The sequence below is a fragment of the Marinobacter sp. genome, from assembly GCF_041690455.1.
In the GTDB taxonomy this organism is placed as follows: domain Bacteria; phylum Pseudomonadota; class Gammaproteobacteria; order Pseudomonadales; family Oleiphilaceae; genus Marinobacter.
This window is the reverse complement of sequence record NZ_JAWLHI010000021.1, coordinates 38429-54928: the sequence shown is the minus strand read 5'-3', so window position 1 is coordinate 54928 and position 16500 is coordinate 38429. Positions and strand designations below refer to the sequence as shown.

The following is a 16500-nucleotide window of genomic DNA, read 5'->3' as shown; positions in this document are numbered from 1 at the left end:
GAAGTTGACCAGGTCACCACCCCAGACGGAGATCAGCACACCCTCGGCATCGGAGTTCATCACCCGGTCAATGAACGGGGTGAAGTCCTCGGCACCGACGCGCGGGAAGTTGGTCTCCGACATCAGGTTCACGTCCGGTTTGATGTCCTTGAGGTAGTTACCGAAGAACTCCCAGGACTGGTGACCGAAGGCGTAGTCCGGACCGATGGTGGTCCAGTTGGTGGCATCGGTTTCCGCCGCCACCATCGCCGCTGCCTTCATGTTCTGGGCCACGTTGACGCTGATGCGGTAGGTGAATGGGTTACACAGCTTACCGGTGACATCCGGCGTGGCCGCGTGGGTGATGATCAGGGGCTTCTGCAGCTCCGGCATGGTCGGCACCATGCCCTGGGCCACACCCGAGCTGTCCAGGCCCACCAGGGCGTCCGCGCCTTCGGAGTAGACCAGTTTCCGGGCGGCCTGGATGGCCACCGAGGCTTTGCCCTGGCTGTCCTCATAAACCATTTCCACCTGGCGACCCAGGATGCCGCCGGAGGCGTTGATTTCATCCACCGCCAGGTTGATACCCTTCTGGGCAAACTCACCGTAAGTGGCAGCACTGCCGGACAGAATGTAGATCCCGCCAATCTGGATCGGATCCTCGGCATAGCTGGTCCCGGCGGTACCGAGAGTTGCGGCTGCGGTCATCGCAACCAGCAGTTTCTTCATGCTTGTTTTCTTCATGGTATTGCTCCTGTGTTCTTGTCTTTGTTGTCACTGGAACTGTCAGGCCCGTTACATCGGGGCCGGTTTTCGTGGGTCTGAATGCGTTGTTCGCGCTATCGCAACCTCCTGCTGACCATGGTCAGCCCGATCATCGGGACAGAGAGTCCCGGAGAATGTTCTTGCGGATCTTGCCGGTGGCAGTCTTGGGCAGCTCGCCCAGCACCACCTTCCTCGGCGCCTTGAAGTGCGCCATGTTGTCCCGGCAAAAGGCAATGATGTCCTCGGCAGTCAGCTCGTCACCGTCTTCGATGGGGTTGACGAAGGCACAGGGCACCTCGCCCCACTTCTCGTCGGGCATGGCCACCACCGCCGCTTCTGAGACTTTCGGGTGCCGGTAGAGCACTTCCTCCACCTCCAGGCTGGAGATGTTCTCACCGCCGGAGATGATCACGTCCTTGGCCCGGTCCCGGATTTCAACGTAGCGGTCGGGGTGCATGACCGCCAGGTCACCGGTGTGGAACCAGCCATCCCGGAAGGCCTTGTCGGTAGCGTCCGGGTTCTTGAGATAGCCCTTCATCACGGTATTGCCCCGGATACAGATCTCGCCCATGGTCCTGCCGTCGGCTGGCACCGGCTCGCCACTGGCCATATCGAGGATGTCCACGTCGTCCAGGCCATGGGTGGGCACGCCCTGGCGGGACATCTTCACCGCCCTCTCTTCCAGGGGCAGCGCCTGCCATTCCGGCTGTGGCACGCACAAGGTGGACGGGCCGAAGGTTTCAGTCAGGCCGTAAAGATGGGTGATCTCGAAACCGATTTCCTCCGCCTTGCGGATCACGCTGCTGGGGGGCGCGGCGCCACCCAGGGCGAATCGCGCGCGCCGGGAGAGGGTCAGGTTCTCACGACCGAGATCCTGCACCAGCATGTTCATCACCACCGGGGCGCCACACATGTGGGTCACGCCGTATTCCTCGATTCGGCGATAGATCTCCCGGGTATCCACTTCCCGCAGGCAGATATGGGTACCGCCGACGGCAGTGATCGCCCAGGTGTAGGCCCAGCCGTTGCAGTGGAACATCGGCAGGGTCCACAGGTAGACAGTCTCGGCGGTCATGTCGAAGGCCATGGCGTTCGACATGGCAGCCAGGTAAGCACCCCGGTGATGGTAGACCACGCCCTTGGGATTACCGGTGGTGCCGGAGGTGTAATTCAGGGTGATGGCATCCCACTCGTCATCCGGCTGCGACCACGAGGCTTCCGGGTCACCCTCCGCGAGCAGGGACTCATAGTCCAGTTCCGCGAGGCCTTCACTGGCGCCGGCCTTTCGCTCGATGGCCACCAGCAGTGGCGGCACCTCCAGTTCGGCAATCGCCGCCCGGACCTGGTTTTCCCACTGGGTGTCGTAGAATAGAACGCGGGCCTCACCGTGGGCCAGGATGAATGACAGGGTGCCCGCGTCCAGACGAATATTGATGGAATTGAGTACCGCACCGGCCATGGGCACCGAGTAGTGGGACTCGAGCATCTCATGACTGTTGGGGCACAGGATCGCTACCGTGTCGCCGGGGGCAATGTCGCGGGCGCGCAGGGCATCCGCCATCTGCCGGCAACGGCGATACAGGTCCCGGTAGGACAGACTCATGTCATCGTCGACGACCGCCTGCTTGTCCGGGTAGACCCGCGCGGACCGCTGCAGCAAAGTCAGCGGCGTCAGGGCGGAATGATTGGCGGCGGTCTTGTTCAGGTTCTTGTACTTGTTCATATCGCACCGTGTTGGACTGTCCGGATTACTTCAGAAAGCCCGGATTGTTGATTCGCAACCGGGCCTCCGTCATGCCCTTCAGAACCGATCTCAGTTCCGGATCATCGCCATCGAGCCGGCGTTCAAGGAGGGCCCGGGCGAGGGTCTGTTCACCCTGTAAAGGGTCATCCTGCAGCTGGTGTCCGGCCAGGAATTTCGACAGCACCTGGTCGGTGGCTTCAGGCTCACCCCGCTCCCGCTGCTCGATCTCCCGGATGGCCATGCCCATGGCGTTGGCAATCATCAGGGCCTGGTATTTCTGTTCCCCCGCCAGCTCAGGCACCAGTGAATCCAGTAACACCTGGCGGGCCTCGGTCAGCAGATCGCGGCTATCCGGCTCGTTGATCATTGCCCTTCCTCCAATTCCGGAATCTGGTTCAGCAGGTCGTATTCCATCTGGGCCACCATGCGCCCGGTCAGGGCCAGCTCCAGCGAGCGCTGTTCTCCGGACATATGCCGGCGTGCCTGTTGCAACGCGATCATCGCCCAGCGCACCAACGCCATGACTTCCCAGTAACTGACAACGGCCGGATCGATGTCGGCGCCGCTCACTTCCCGGTAACTGGCCAGTAGATCCTGCTTGTCACCAACACCACCGACTTCCCGGTCATCACCGCCGAAGCGCCAGCTGCGGCAGCAGAGCCAACCCAGGTCCTCGCAGGGATCACTCCAGGCGGCAAATTCCCAGTCCAGCACCGCGGTCAGCTCGTCGCCGTCCACCATGTAGTTGCCGGTCCGGAAATCACAGTGGCACAGCACCGTGGGGCCGGGTTCAGGGGCGTGATCCTCGAGCCAGTTCAGGGCCCATTCCAGCACCGGATGCGGTTCCGCGATTTCCTCCAGGTAGCGGCGGTACAGCGCCACCCGGCTCAGGGCCGGATTGTTCCCTGTCGGCATTTCGAGAAAAGCCAGCGAATCCATCGGCGGCCGCACCGTGTGCAGCCGGGCCAGCTCGGCACCGAGCCGGCGCACGAGGTGCCGACGCTGATCGTCGGTGAGATCACCCTTGACCAGTTTCCGTGGTGAGGCGGTACCGGAAGCCCGACTCATGACATAAAAGATACGGCCACTGACTTCGGCATTCTCACACAGCCAGAGCGGTTCCGGAGCGGTAACCCCGGCGCCGAATGCGGCCTGCAACACCCGGAATTCCTCCGGCCGGGACAGGCTCTCGGCCACCCCGGAGGGAGCGTCCTGCCGGACCACGAATTCCTGCCGGCCCGGCCGATCACCGCCCTCCAGCTCCAGGGTTAACCCGAAGTTGTCCTGGATGGCGCCCCCGGAGAGCTTGTCGAACTCGATGACCCGCGCACCGCGGGCACCGCTCTGCCGGACAATGAAATTACTGAAGGTGTCGGCCAACGCAGACATCAGGGCTTCACTCCCCAGTGCCAGAAGTCGGTGCGCTCCGACAACAGCAGCTTCGAAAACACCATCTTGTGCACTTCCGAGGCACCATCCACCAGACGGGCCTGGCGGGCATAGCGGTAGATCCACTCCAGCGGTGTATCCTTGGAATAACCCCGGGCACCACAGAGCTGGATCGCCGTATCGACGGCTTTGTGCAGGGTATCCGCGACCGCAACCTTGGCCATGGACACTTCCTTGCGGGCAAAGTCGCCCTGATCGAGCTTCCAGGCGGCGTGCATGGTCAGCAGCCGGCCGATCTGGATCTCCATGGCGGCCTCGCCCAGCAGCCACTGGACACCTTCACGCTGGGCCAGGGTCTGGCCGAAGGATTCACGCTTCTCGACATAGTCTGTGGCGATTTCCAGGGAACGACGGGCCAGTCCCAGCCATCGCATGCAGTGGGTCAAGCGGGCCGTGCCCAGACGGATTTGGGTCACCTTGAGGCCGTCGCCGACTTCCATCAGCCGGTTCTCGTCGGGAATTTCCAGGCCATCGAAGCGGATCTCGCAATGGCCACCGTGCTCTTCCGGCCCCATGATCGGAATACGCCGGACCACTTCCCAGCCCGGATCGTCCTTATGGAACATAAAGGCACTGAGCCCCTTGCGGGTATCGTCGGAGGTGCGGGCAATCAAAATGAAATGGGACGCTTCCCCGGCCCCGGTGATGTAATGCTTGTGACCATGGATCACCCAGCTGTCGCCCTTGCGAGTGGCGGTAGTCTGCATCATGCCGGGGTCCGAGCCACAGCCGGGAGGTGGCTCAGTCATGGCGAAGGACGACCGGACCCGGCCCTCCACAATGGGCTTGAGCCAACGCTCCTGCTGGGCCTTGGTGGCCACCTTGGCCAATACGATCATGTTGCCGTCATCGGGCGCTGCGGAGTTGAACACCACCGGCCCGAAGATGGACCGGTTCATTTCCTCGTAGCAGGCCGCCATGCCGGAGATATCCAGGCCCTGGCCGCCGAGATGCTCGGGAATCTGCAGGCACCACAGGCCCTGCTGTCTGGCTTTGGCGCGCATCTGCTCCAGATATTCCGGCGCAATGTTCTCATGCTCGTCATAGGCGTCCGGGTTCTGCTCCAGCGGCAACAGTTCCTGCTCCACAAAGTCCCGGATGCGTTTCCGGTACGACTCGTTCCTGGGGTTCAGATTGAAGTCCACAGCCTGCTCCTTACAGCGAGGATTGAAGATGGCCGCCATCCACCACGAGGGTGCTGCCGGTCATGTAGTCGGAAAGGTCCGAGGCCAGCAGCAGCAATGGCCCGCTCAGATCCCCCGCCTGGCCGAGGCGGCGCTGGGGGATACGGCGAATCATTTTCTGGCCGGGCTCGGTCGCGAAGAAATCACGGTTCAGATCGGTTTCGATGTAGCCCGGAGCCAAGGCATTGACGCGAATACCATAACGGGCCCATTCCAGTGCCAGTGCCCGGGTCAGCTGCTCGACCCCGGCCTTGGCTGCCGCGTAGGGCGCCACGTTGCCGGCCACGCGATGACCCAGGATGGAAGTAATCATGATGATGCTGCCGCCCCGGTTGATGGCAGAGAGACGACGGGCGGCCTCGTTGGCTACCAGCCAGCAGCCCTTGAGGTTGGTATCGACCACCTGGTCCCAGTCCGAGCCGGTCAGGTCCAGCGCCTTTTTACTGGTAGCGACACCGGCATTGGAAACCACCACATCCGGAATGCCGACGTCATCGGCCATGGTATCGAAGGCTTCGGTGACACTGACCTCGTCGGTGACATCCATGGTGACCACATGGATCCGGTCAGCATGGTCAGGGAATTCGCTCTTGAGAGACTCCAGCGCCTCGCGGCGGCGGCCACTGACGATGACCGTGGCGCCAGCCTCGAGCAGGCAGTGGGTAAAGCTGTGGCCCAGGCCACCAGCGGCGCCGGTGACCAGTGCGGTCTTGCCGCCAACGTGCAGGGACCAGTCTGTATTGCCAAGGTTCGTGTTATTGGAATTGTTCATATCTCGACCTCCGGAACCCAAAAATAGAACGAGCGCTCGAAATATTCAAGCCCTATATTCAATACCGCAATTTCAACCAGGGCGGGCGAACACGACGAACTTGCAGAAAAGATCCATTCAGGAAATGACAATCGGGACATTGTTCAGAAAGTTCCCGTAACAAGAACTATTTTTAAGACGTTTTCGAAATAGTTTTCCTCCCCAAAATAGATAAACCGAATTTACAAAACCGCTTTCGTCAAATTATTGGCGCCCATTCCTGCCTGTGTAAACGACAGATCTGCCTGGTGCTCCCACTGAAAATCAAGCAGTTGACACACACCTGTCCATCCCGGATTCACACCAAATTTCCTACATGTAAATCAAGCCGACAAATCAAAATTATCATTGTGTAACAGGCATTTAATTATTTGTTTCGGTACGCTTTAAAACTGTTTCAGGGCCAGCGGAGGAAATTTTTCCTAAGCCCGAAACAGGAAAAAGGGCTGCAAAAAACCGGTCGTGTTCGCACCGATTCACAACGCGGTGAAGGACCATTTTTTTGCAGTCACGAAGCCAGGACAGAACGGCCTTGGCAGACAGCCTCAGAAACACAATTTTTTTGACGTTTTTCGGAAAGCAACACCGAAACCGGTAACACCGGGACATCTTTCCGGAACAACAAGGGAGCGGAAACCATGCGTGTAAGCATATTTGGTCTGGGTTATGTGGGTGCCGTTTGTGCGGCGAGTCTGGCCCGTCGCGGTCATGAGGTGGTCGGGGTGGACGTTTCCCCGGTCAAGATCGAGCTGGTGAACAGCGGCAAATCGCCGATCGTTGAGCCGGACCTTGAAGAGTTGCTGGGGGACGGCGTTCGCGCCCACCGTATCAAGGGTACAACCGAGGGAATGGCCGCTGTACTGGAAAGCGAGATGTCCATGATCTGTGTCGGCACACCGAGCAAGCCCAATGGCGACCTGGATCTGACTTTCGTTGAGAAGGTTTCCCGGGACATCGGCACGGCGTTGCGCGAGAAGGACGACTGGCACCTGGTGGTGGTTCGCAGCACCGTGCTGCCGGGCACCGTGCGGGATGTGGTCATCCCGATCCTGCAGGAAGCCTCGGGCAAGATCGCCGGGCAGGATTTCGGTGTTTGCGTGAACCCGGAATTCCTCCGGGAAAGCACGGCTATCAAGGACTACGACCACCCGCCCATGACCGTGATCGGGCAGCTGGATGACCGCTCCGGTGAACTGCTTGCCGAACTCTATGGCGATCTGGATGCGCCGCTGATCCGCAAGCCCATCGAGGTGGCGGAAATGATCAAGTACACCTGCAACGTCTGGCACGCCACCAAGGTCAGCTTTGCCAACGAGATCGGCAACATCGCCAAGTCCATGGGCGTGGACGGCCGGGACGTCATGGACGTGATGTGCCTCGACAACAAGCTGAACATCTCCCGCTATTACATGCGCCCCGGCTTCGCCTTCGGCGGCTCCTGCCTGCCCAAGGATGTTCGCGCCCTCACCTACCGGGCCAACCAGATGGACGTCAAACATCCCCTGCTCAGCTCCATCATGAGCAGCAACAACGAGCAGGTGGCCAAGGCCTTCAACATCGTGACCGGTTACGGCCGCCGCAAGATCAGCATGCTGGGCCTGAGTTTCAAGGCCAACACCGACGACCTCAGGGAAAGCCCCCTGGTGGAGCTGGCCGAGCTGCTTATCGGCAAGGGCTATGACCTCCGGATCTTCGACCGCAACGTGGATTACGCCCGCACCCACGGAGCCAACCGGGAATACATCAACCAGAAGATTCCCCATCTCTCCAACCTGATGGACAGCGATCTGCGCGGCGTGGTCGACCATGGGGATGTACTGGTGGTCGGCAACAACGACGAGTTGTTTGAAACCGTCATCGCGGAAGTGCCCGAAGGCAAACGGGTCGTGGACCTGGTGGGTTTCATGAAAACCACCACCAACGGTGTGCTCGAAGGCATCTGTTGGTAACACCCGCGCCCCGGCACCCCAGTGCGCCGGGGCTCCTTATGAGCAGACCTTACTGATGAACCCTGGAGAACCTCGGCCATGTCGATGATTCCGGACAACCCATTCTCTCGTGCCGGTGGCTGGTGCCTGTACCTGGCGGCATTGGGATCGCTAGCGGTCGCCCTGCCCAGGGAGTTCATTGTCCCGGGAGGTGCGCACTTCATCCTGCTGATTGGCGGCATCGGCCTCTGGCGTTACTCCGTGGGCATCACCCATTTTGTCCGGGGCATGTACTTCCTGCATCACGCCTACCCGATCCTGCGCCACAAGGCCCGGAAACTGGGGGATGAGGGAGCGCCATCCCATGTCTTCCTGATGGTGACCAGCTTCCGGATCGACGCCGCCACCACCGCGCAGGTCTACAAGTCCATCATCCGGGAGGCCATCGACTGCGGCTGGCCCACCACCGTGGTCGCCTCCATCGTCGAACTGTCCGATGAAATGCTGATGCGCTCGCTCTGGCGCAAGCTCAACCCACCGGAGCGGGTCCAGCTGAACCTGGTCCGCATTCCCGGCACCGGTAAACGTGACGGCCTCGCTTATGGTTTCCGGGCCATTTCCCGCGCCATTCCCGATGACAACGCCATAGTTGCGGTGGTCGACGGCGACACCGTCCTGGATCCCGGCGTGGTGCGCAAGACCGCCCCCTATTTCAAGCTGATGCCACGGGTGGGTGCTCTGACCACCAACGAATTCTGCGAAGTGAAGGGCAGCTACCTGATGTCCGAGTGGCACAAGCTGCGCTTCGCCCAGCGGCACATCAACATGTGCTCCATGGGGCTGTCCCGGCGCGTGCTGACGCTGACCGGCCGGATGTCGGTCTTCCGCGCCAGCGTGGTGACCCGTCCGGAGTTCATCTCCGACGTGGAGTACGACTCCCTCAAACACTGGCGGCTGGGCCAGTTCCGGTTCCTGACCGGCGACGACAAGTCCAGCTGGTACAGCATGATGCGCCTGGGCTACGACACCTTCTACGTGCCCGATGCGTCCATCCACACCGTCGAGCATCCACCCGATCCTAGTTTCATCCGCTCGGCCAGGCAGCTCATGTTCCGGTGGTATGGCAACAACCTGCGCCAGAACAGCCGGGCCACCAAGCTGGGGCCGGGCCGCCTGGGGTGGTTCACCTGGTACGTGCTCTGGGATCAGAGGATCTCCATGTGGACCAGCATCCTGGGGCTGACCGCCGCGATCGTGGCAGCGATCAAGTACTCCGGCGTGATCCTGATCGCCTACCTGCTCTGGATCGGCCTTACCCGCCTGGTGCTGAGCGCCATGCTGGTGGCCACGGGGCACCCGGTCGGACCGGCCTACCCGCTGATCCTGTACTTCAACCAGATCTTCGGGTCGTTGATGAAGATCTATGTGTTCTTCCGGCTCGACCGGCAGTCCTGGACACGCCAGAAGACCAGTTACAGCACGGATTCGGCCTCGTTCCAGCAGCGCATGAACCGCTGGTCATCCCGGATCATGACGTTCTCTGCCTCAAGCGTCTTCCTGGCAACCGTCATGTTCATCGTGTGACGCCAACCGCGCCACGGGGAATCAAGCATTAACAAAACAGCCAACATTCAAGGGTCAAAGTAATGAACACGGCAGCGATAGCACCGCAGTTTGTACACGAATCCGAAGCACAGAGGCAGTTCGCCAGGGTCCGGATGCCGGCGACACTCTTCGTGAAACTCGACGGCGCCCCCGTGCGCTTTCCACTGGAAGATCTGTCTGCCGGTGGTTTTTGCATCCGTCTGGGCAATGAGTCCCTGCGCCGCGGGAAGGTCTATAACGGCCGGCTGGTGTTCAAGGTGGACGGCATGGACATGGCGGTGGAAGTGGAATTCGTGCCCAGGAACCTGGGGCACGACAGTGACCGCTGCGGCTGTGAATTCCAGAACCTGGGCCAGCGCGAGGTCTCGGTCCTGCGTTACCTGATCACCTCGTTCCTCAGTGGCGAGCTGGTCTCCGCCGGAGATGTCCTCAACACCCTGTCCCGGGAGAACTTCACCAAGGCGCGCAAGAGCAAGTCCAGCCAGGCACTCGGGTTCTTCGCCAGCGCCCGGGCGATGGTTGTGAGCCTGGTGGTGATGGGGATTGGCCTGATCGCCGTTACCTTCATCGGATACCAGCTCTGGCAGATCTACTTCGTCACCAAGGCAGAGACCGCCATGGTGGCCTCCGAGGACATCCCGGTCAGCCTGCCCAAGGACGGCAAGGTCACCACCCTGGTCAAGCCCGGTGACCAGGTCGAAGCGGGACAGCCGATCGCCACCTTCGATGCGCCCATGCTTGCGTACGTCAACGAACTGGTGGGCAACGGCAATTACACCGTCGAGCAGATCGAGGAACTCCTGGGCCAGAGCGTCCGGGGCACCCTGACCAGTCCGTGTGACTGCAAGGTGCTCAACCTGCTGCCCGCCAAGGACCAGTACATGAGCAAGGGTGAACAGATCGCGGTGCTGGTCCCGACCGACGCCTCCGCCCACATCATCGCCCGGTTCAATTTCACCGAGGGGGAAAACCTGCAGGAGGGTCAGAGTGTCACCCTGCACCTGGCCGGCGGTGAGACCCGCGCAGGCGCCATCGAATCACTCTATGTCGACGCCGAGACCCCCAACCAGCCGGGCACCGCCATCAACGCCCTGATCCAGGCGGAGGAACCCATGCCGCTTGAATCGGTGGGCCGCCCCATCGGCGTGACCGTTGATGTCATCCAGCTGTCCGCCCTGGACGGCATCGTCGACCGAGTATCCGGCAACTGATTGGAGCCCAGGCCATGATCCAAAAGGCATCCACAGCCATGCTCCTGCTGATGGGAATCGCCGGTTGCAGCGGCCTCCCGGACATGCAGCGCGCCGAGCAGGAGGCCGCCGCCGGCAACGTCGGCGCGGCCCGGGCGGAGCTGACCAAACTCGCAAAGTTCGGGCTTGCCGACGCCCAGGTGGAGCTCGGCGACCTGTACTCCGACGAGGAATCCGAAGCGGCCTTCGGCAAGGCATTGCACTGGTACCAGGCTGCGGCCGAGCAAGGCAGCGACCGGGCCCTGAGCCGGCTGGGCAAGCTGTACGCCCGCGAGGGCAAAAGCGTCAGCCAGCGAGCCAAAGGCGAGTTCTACCTGAAAAAAGCCATGGCGGCGGGCGATGACAGTGCGCTGATGCCGCTGATCGAGCTCTACCTGGATCACCCGCAGGAGTTCCCCAAGGCCGACCCGGTGCAGTGGATCCAGCGGGCACGGCAGAAAAGCGACCCCTCCGGTGATCTTGCCCTGGCGCGCTATTACATCCTGAACGGTCAGCTACAGGCCCGGGCCGGTGAAATCGTGTCCTTGTGCGAGCCGATCGCGGTGTCCCATCCGGACTGCCTGGTGATCCTTGCCCGGGTCTACCTGGCGGACGGACACACCAACCGTTTCAACGCACTGGTGGCCAGGGCCCGCAAGGCCTGGGAGCAGGGCAAGATCGACGATCGCGATCTGTATGTGTTCGCCCGCTGGCTGTCCGACGACGAATCACCCGCCAAGCAGGTCGCTGTAACCAACGAACTTTACCAGCTGCTGATTCCGGACTACGTACCCGCCATCACCGGGCGGGCCCGCCTGATCATGGACAACACCTACCTGGCGGACGCCGAAGAAGTGATCCGCCTGCTGGAGACGTCCCGCAGCCAGGGGGACCTGAAGGCCTCGCTGACACTCGCCCGGCTGTATGAGCGGGGACGAATTGTCCCGATCGATGCCCGCAAGGCCATCGAGTACGCCCGCGAGGCAAGCGAGCGCTACCCCTCGGCGGACTACCTGCTGGGCCGGATCTACAAACGGGGGTACCTGGGCGAGCCGGAACCGCAAAAGGCCCGGGACCATTTGCTCAAAGCCGCCCGGCGCGGCTACGCCAAGGCGGATTACCTGCTGGCCGAAATGTTCTGGGAGGGCAAGGGCATCGAAGTGAACAGGCTGTACGCCTGGTCCTTTGCCCTGCTCGCCACCGATGCCGGTTTGCCACGGGCAAGAGAGCTTCTGGTGGAAATGGTGCCCCAGATGCCCAGGGCCCTGGAGCAGGCGGCTGAAACACTGGCGAACCGGGAGCTGGCAGCACGCCGCCAGGGGACCGGCGCTTCAGACCAAACAAACAGACAACGTCAGGGGGGCTAACCCACATGGCAACGAACGGAACCACCGGAATGGCCGGACTGATGATGGTACTCGGCTGCCTGGGCACAACAGCCAGCTGGGCACAGGAAACCCGGGACAGCGAAACCGACGTGTCCTATCCGAGGCTTCTGGATTACAACACCCGGGCCAAGCTCAGCCTGATCAGCGAAGGCGACCGCAGGCTCGGCACCACGCCCGGCTCCAGCACCAAGTCGGACGAAGTGGCATTGGACCTCAAGCCCGAGTGGGTCTGGCAGCTGTCACAGCACTGGCGCTCCAAGCTCCGCCTGCAGGCGTTCGGGGCCACCGGCAAGGTGGACGTCAGTGATGAAATCGGCGGCACCGAAACCGACGCCTTCTTTGCGCTCAGGGAATTCTGGTTCGACTACAACGGCCTTACCGACTACCCCGGGGAATCCATCCGCTTCGGTCGTGAGCGACTGAAGGAGGACACCGGTATGTGGTGGGACGATGACATCACCCTGACCCGCTGGATTTTCGATACCACGCTGCTGGACGCCACCGCAGGTATTGCCAACAAGGTTTCCGAGGCACGCACGGATGTCAGCGAGCTGCCGGTCGAGGAACAGGACATTGCCCGGGCCTTTGGTCAGACCCGGTGGCAATGGCACAAGGGTCACTACCTCACGTTCCTTGTGACCCATGCCGAGCGCTACAGCAATGATCGCGACCTGGCAGCCGAGACCGACAATGGCTTGCCCGGGCGGGTGACCGACTCACTGACCTGGGCCAGTGCCCGGGCGGATAACGCCTACTTCGACTGGCACTCCCACAGCCGGCTCCAGTACCTGGCGTCAGTCGCCGCCGTGACCGGTGCCCAGTCCCGCCTGACTACCACCGAGACCGGATTGCTGTCCCGCCAGGAGCAGGATGTCAGCGGCTGGGCTGCCGATATCGGCCTGCGTGCCCAGCTTGTGGACAGCCCACGCTGGACCGCGGGCGTCCACGGTGCCATCGCCTCCGGCGGTGACAACGCCGACGAATCCGACGCCTTCCGCCAGACCGGTCTGGAAAGCAACCGGTCCCGGTACACCGGTACCCGATCCCAGGTCGCCCGGTTCGGGGAGGCCTTCCAGCCCGAGTGGAGCAACCTGAAGACCATCACGGCCTACACCGCCCTCACCAACCGGGACGACTGGGCAGCCAACCTCATCTACCACCGCTACTGGCTGGCAGACCAGGCCGGCACCGTGACCTCCGACCTGATCGAGCCGGGATTCACCGGCACCAGTGACGACCTGGGCGAGTCCGTCGATCTGGTACTGGGTTACTACGGTGATGACGGCGCTGCCTGGAACACCTTTGACGTGCGACTGCGCGGCGGCGTTTTCTTCCCGGGCGACGCCTATGGTCCGGACGCGGACGACGCCCGTCATCGTGTCGTGCTCGACGTAGCGAAGCGATTCTAGGGAAACGGCCATGAAACACCATCAACTGTCGCGCCTGCTGCCTCTTTATACCTGCGTCCTGCTGATACCCGTGGCGGCTGCGGCGAATCTGGAAACCCGGCTGGAGCCATCGGAATCCGCGCCCCAGTACGAGCTGGAGGACTATCGGCTGCAGGTAGTACCGGGCGAGGAGGTGGCCACCGAGCTTCCGGAACTGCCGGACGTATCGCAATACAGCCGCGATGCGGTGGAGCAGCAGCTGGCTCAACGGCCGGAGGGTGCTCCACGGGTATCCGTACAGCGCATCGGTGATATTCCCGCCCTGGGGGACTTCGTCGATCAGGGCCGGGCCCGGGAATGGGTAATCCGCCAGTATTCCCACCCCAAGGCGATCCTGGTGGATGCCGGCCGGGCAACGCTCGATGACGTGTACGAGCAGGTCGGCAATCCCCGTTACATGGAGCGCAACGACGACGGCTCCTACACGGTACGTCTACCCCTGGTGGTGCAGCCGGAAGCGACCCTGGTGATCCGGGAGGAGACCCTGCGCCTGTCCGAGGAACGGGGTGCCTTCATGGCCAATGACGGCTGGCTGTTCGTGATCGACAGCACCATCACCGGCTGGCGGGAGAAGGGGAACGGGCCAGCCACCTTCATCAGGAAGTCCGAGTTCCGACCGTTCTTCGTCAGCTGGGGCGGCAGCGAGACCTTTGTACTCGGCTCCACCTTCCAGCATCTCGGTTACAACCAGAGTAAGTCTTACGGCTTCACCGTCGCCCAGTACTCGGAGTACGACAACAAACGTCTGCAACGGTCGGCGCCGGAAGCCTGGCTGGTCGAGTCCACCTTCTCCGACATCTATTACGGCTTTTACTGCTACGAAGCCGAGAACGTGGCCATCGTGAACAATGTCTACCACGACAATATCGTTTACGGCATCGACCCGCACGACTACTCCAGCCATCTGCTGATCGCCGGCAACGAGGTCTACGGCACCAGGGAGAAGCACGGCATCATCATCTCCCGGGAGGTAAACGACAGCTGGATCATCAATAACCACAGCTACGAGAACGGCCTGTCGGGCATCGTGCTGGACCGGCAAAGTCGCCGTAACGTGGTCGCCAGGAACCTGGTTCATGACAACCAGGGCGACGGTATCGGCCTGTACGAGTCACCGGACAACCTGCTGTGGGAAAACCGGTTGATGAACAATCTGCGCAATGGCATCCGCGTGCGCAACAGCACCAATGTCCGGGTCTACAACAACGTCGCCGCCCTCAACGGCACCTACGGCGTGCTCGGTCAGGTCAAGGACCTGAGCGCCACCGACCGGAACTTCGAGGAGGACTTCTACCACCAGGCCGTGTCGATGACCATCGTTGGCGGCAACCTGGCCGCCAACGCCAGCGGTCCCCTGGCCTCGGACAACCCGCAGTACCTAGAACTCTATGACGTCAACATGCGCTTTCCGCGCTCGGACGTGGGCATCCACTTCGAGGGCCTGCTGGGCACCTATCAGACCGAGATCTTCGATGCCCTCCTGAACGGGCGCCATGCCGTACGTCTGACGCCGAACTCCGTTTCCAACAACGGTAACGCCGGAGGCTGACCATGGTTTTCTCATCCAATATCTTCCTGTTCCTGTTCCTGCCGGCGTTCCTGGGCCTGTATTACCTGACGCCGTTCCGGCACCGGTCCTGGGTCATCCTGCTGGGCAGTTACGCCTTCTACGCCTGGTGGCGGGTGGATTTCCTGCTGCTGTTTGTCGCGGTCACACTGTGGAACTATGTGATCGGCCTCGGCATCCACCGCAGCGGCATCGGCACGGCCAGGGCCCGGAAATGGGTCGCCGTGGGTATCACCGGGGATCTGGCCACTCTGGGCTATTTCAAGTACGCCAATTTCGGCGTGGACAGCCTGAACAGCCTGTTCGTGTCCCTGGGCTATCAGCCGCTGGAACTGGCCCACATCATCCTGCCCATCGGCATCTCCTTCTACATCTTCCAGGCCATTTCCTATGTGGTGGATGTCTACCGTGGCGACACCGAGCCGACCCGGCGCTTTGTCGACTTCGCCGCGTTCATCGCCCTGTTCCCGCAACTGATTGCCGGTCCGGTCCTGCGCTACAAGGACCTGGCGGACCAGTTCGCCTACCGCACCCATACCCTGGAGAAGTTCGGCGAAGGCGCCATCCGCTTCATGCAGGGTTTCAGTAAGAAGGTGTTCATCGCCGACTCAATCGCGCCGCTGGCGGACAGCGCCTTTGCCCTGTCCGATCCGAGCACGGCGGACGCCTGGCTGGGCATCCTGGCCTACACCGCCCAGCTGTACTTCGACTTTTCCGGCTACTCGGACATGGCCATCGGGCTGGGCCTGATGATGGGCTTCCGTTTTGTCGAGAACTTCAACCAGCCCTACATCAGCCAGAGCATCACCGAGTTCTGGCGGCGCTGGCACATCAGCCTGTCCAGCTGGCTGCGTGACTACCTGTACATTCCGCTCGGGGGTAACCGGGGCGGCGTTGTCAGCACCTATCGCAACCTGCTGCTGACCATGCTGCTCGGTGGTCTCTGGCACGGCGCCAACTGGACGTTCCTGCTCTGGGGCGCCTGGCACGGCGGGTTGCTGGCGATCGAGCGGGCCCTGGGTGTGTCCGGTGCACCCCGGAGTTTCCGGATCAGCCGCTGGCTCATGACCTTCCTGTTCGTGATGGTCGGCTGGGTGACCTTCCGGGCCTCGACCATCGGATCGGCGTTCGAGTTCTACAGCGCCATGTTCAGTTTCTCCGGCTTTGAGCTGAGCGGCGCCTACCTGAAGGACATCCGCGGCCTCAACTTGGCGATCCTGGTACTGGCCTACCTGATCGTTGTGGTCATGGGTATGAGGGATCGTTTCTCCTGGAGCCTCGACGGGGTCCGTGCCACGCCGCTGCGGGTGGTGCTGCCTACCCTGCTGCTTCCCGTGTTCCTGATGGCGGTGCTCAAGCTCTCCGCGGAAAGCTTCTCGCCGTTCCTCTACTTCCAGTTCTGA

The 16500-nt window shown here is 61.9% G+C and carries 13 protein-coding genes; 7 read left to right on the top strand and 6 right to left on the bottom strand.

Annotated elements, in window-relative coordinates; all coding sequences use genetic code 11:
- The 6 genes from ACESMW_RS07075 to ACESMW_RS07050 all read right to left on the bottom strand — a co-directional run.
- Positions 1 to 723 (bottom strand): ABC transporter substrate-binding protein (locus tag ACESMW_RS07075; RefSeq protein ID WP_372986355.1); only part of this gene is annotated, 723 nt, incomplete at its 3' end.
- 130 nt (positions 724 to 853) lie between these two features.
- Complete coding sequence (locus ACESMW_RS07070; RefSeq protein WP_372986354.1) at positions 854 to 2467, bottom strand: long-chain-fatty-acid--CoA ligase; 1614 nt, start codon at positions 2465 to 2467, stop codon at positions 854 to 856.
- A 25-nt stretch (positions 2468 to 2492) separates the two neighbouring features.
- Positions 2493 to 2855 carry a DUF6285 domain-containing protein gene (locus tag ACESMW_RS07065; RefSeq protein ID WP_372986353.1) on the bottom strand — a complete coding sequence of 121 codons (363 nt, stop codon included), beginning with the start codon at positions 2853 to 2855 and terminating at the stop codon, positions 2493 to 2495.
- On the bottom strand, positions 2852 to 3877 hold the full coding sequence (locus ACESMW_RS07060) for a phosphotransferase family protein (RefSeq protein ID WP_372986352.1): 1026 nt from the start codon (positions 3875 to 3877) through the stop codon (positions 2852 to 2854). The genes ACESMW_RS07065 and ACESMW_RS07060 overlap by 4 nt, the downstream gene beginning before the upstream one ends.
- Positions 3877 to 5082, bottom strand: a complete 1206-nt coding sequence (locus ACESMW_RS07055) for an acyl-CoA dehydrogenase family protein (RefSeq protein ID WP_372986351.1) — start codon at positions 5080 to 5082, stop codon at positions 3877 to 3879. Before ACESMW_RS07055 ends, ACESMW_RS07060 begins: the two co-directional genes overlap by 1 nt.
- Before the next feature lie 10 nt (positions 5083 to 5092).
- Entirely contained in the window at positions 5093 to 5893 is an 801-nt protein-coding gene (locus ACESMW_RS07050) for an SDR family NAD(P)-dependent oxidoreductase (RefSeq protein ID WP_372986350.1), read from the bottom strand.
- A 677-nt stretch (positions 5894 to 6570) separates the two neighbouring features.
- Between ACESMW_RS07050 and ACESMW_RS07045 the strand changes: the two genes are divergently transcribed.
- The 7 genes from ACESMW_RS07045 (at position 6571) to ACESMW_RS07015 (ending at position 16500) form a co-directional block, all read left to right on the top strand.
- On the top strand, positions 6571 to 7881 hold the full coding sequence (locus ACESMW_RS07045) for a nucleotide sugar dehydrogenase (protein ID WP_372986349.1): 1311 nt from the start codon (positions 6571 to 6573) through the stop codon (positions 7879 to 7881).
- Between the two features lie 84 nt (positions 7882 to 7965).
- Positions 7966 to 9444 carry a glycosyltransferase family 2 protein gene (locus ACESMW_RS07040; protein WP_372986356.1) on the top strand — a complete coding sequence of 493 codons (1479 nt, stop codon included), beginning with the start codon at positions 7966 to 7968 and terminating at the stop codon, positions 9442 to 9444.
- A 62-nt stretch (positions 9445 to 9506) separates the two neighbouring features.
- Positions 9507 to 10676: a PilZ domain-containing protein gene (locus ACESMW_RS07035; protein ID WP_372986348.1), complete on the top strand. Its 1170-nt coding sequence runs from the start codon at positions 9507 to 9509 to the stop codon at positions 10674 to 10676.
- A 14-nt stretch (positions 10677 to 10690) separates the two neighbouring features.
- The gene (locus ACESMW_RS07030; protein ID WP_372986347.1) at positions 10691 to 12061 is read left to right on the top strand and encodes a tetratricopeptide repeat protein; all 1371 of its coding nucleotides are present in this window, start codon (positions 10691 to 10693) and stop codon (positions 12059 to 12061) included.
- Positions 12062 to 12066: 5 nt separating this feature from the next.
- Positions 12067 to 13491, top strand: a complete 1425-nt coding sequence (locus ACESMW_RS07025; protein WP_372986346.1) for an alginate export family protein — start codon at positions 12067 to 12069, stop codon at positions 13489 to 13491.
- A gap of 10 nt (positions 13492 to 13501) precedes the next feature.
- On the top strand, positions 13502 to 15079 hold the full coding sequence (locus tag ACESMW_RS07020; protein WP_372986345.1) for a right-handed parallel beta-helix repeat-containing protein: 1578 nt from the start codon (positions 13502 to 13504) through the stop codon (positions 15077 to 15079).
- Between the two features lie 2 nt (positions 15080 to 15081).
- Positions 15082 to 16500 (top strand): MBOAT family O-acyltransferase, encoded by a 1419-nt coding sequence (locus tag ACESMW_RS07015; protein ID WP_372986344.1) that lies wholly within the window; start codon positions 15082 to 15084, stop codon positions 16498 to 16500.

Excerpts from the sequence above, each read along its gene's own strand:
- ACESMW_RS07070 (WP_372986354.1), bottom strand. The coding sequence starts at position 2,467 with ATGAACAAGTACAAGAACCTGAACAAGACCGCCGCCAATCATTCCGCC.
- ACESMW_RS07065 (WP_372986353.1), bottom strand. The coding sequence starts at position 2,855 with ATGATCAACGAGCCGGATAGCCGCGATCTGCTGACCGAGGCCCGCCAG.
- ACESMW_RS07060 (WP_372986352.1), bottom strand. The coding sequence starts at position 3,877 with ATGTCTGCGTTGGCCGACACCTTCAGTAATTTCATTGTCCGGCAGAGC.
- ACESMW_RS07050 (WP_372986350.1), bottom strand. The coding sequence starts at position 5,893 with ATGAACAATTCCAATAACACGAACCTTGGCAATACAGACTGGTCCCTG.
- ACESMW_RS07045 (WP_372986349.1), top strand. The coding sequence starts at position 6,571 with ATGCGTGTAAGCATATTTGGTCTGGGTTATGTGGGTGCCGTTTGTGCG.
- ACESMW_RS07040 (WP_372986356.1), top strand. The coding sequence starts at position 7,966 with ATGATTCCGGACAACCCATTCTCTCGTGCCGGTGGCTGGTGCCTGTAC.
- ACESMW_RS07035 (WP_372986348.1), top strand. The coding sequence starts at position 9,507 with ATGAACACGGCAGCGATAGCACCGCAGTTTGTACACGAATCCGAAGCA.
- ACESMW_RS07030 (WP_372986347.1), top strand. The coding sequence starts at position 10,691 with ATGATCCAAAAGGCATCCACAGCCATGCTCCTGCTGATGGGAATCGCC.
- ACESMW_RS07025 (WP_372986346.1), top strand. The coding sequence starts at position 12,067 with ATGGCAACGAACGGAACCACCGGAATGGCCGGACTGATGATGGTACTC.
- ACESMW_RS07020 (WP_372986345.1), top strand. The coding sequence starts at position 13,502 with ATGAAACACCATCAACTGTCGCGCCTGCTGCCTCTTTATACCTGCGTC.
- ACESMW_RS07015 (WP_372986344.1), top strand. The coding sequence starts at position 15,082 with ATGGTTTTCTCATCCAATATCTTCCTGTTCCTGTTCCTGCCGGCGTTC.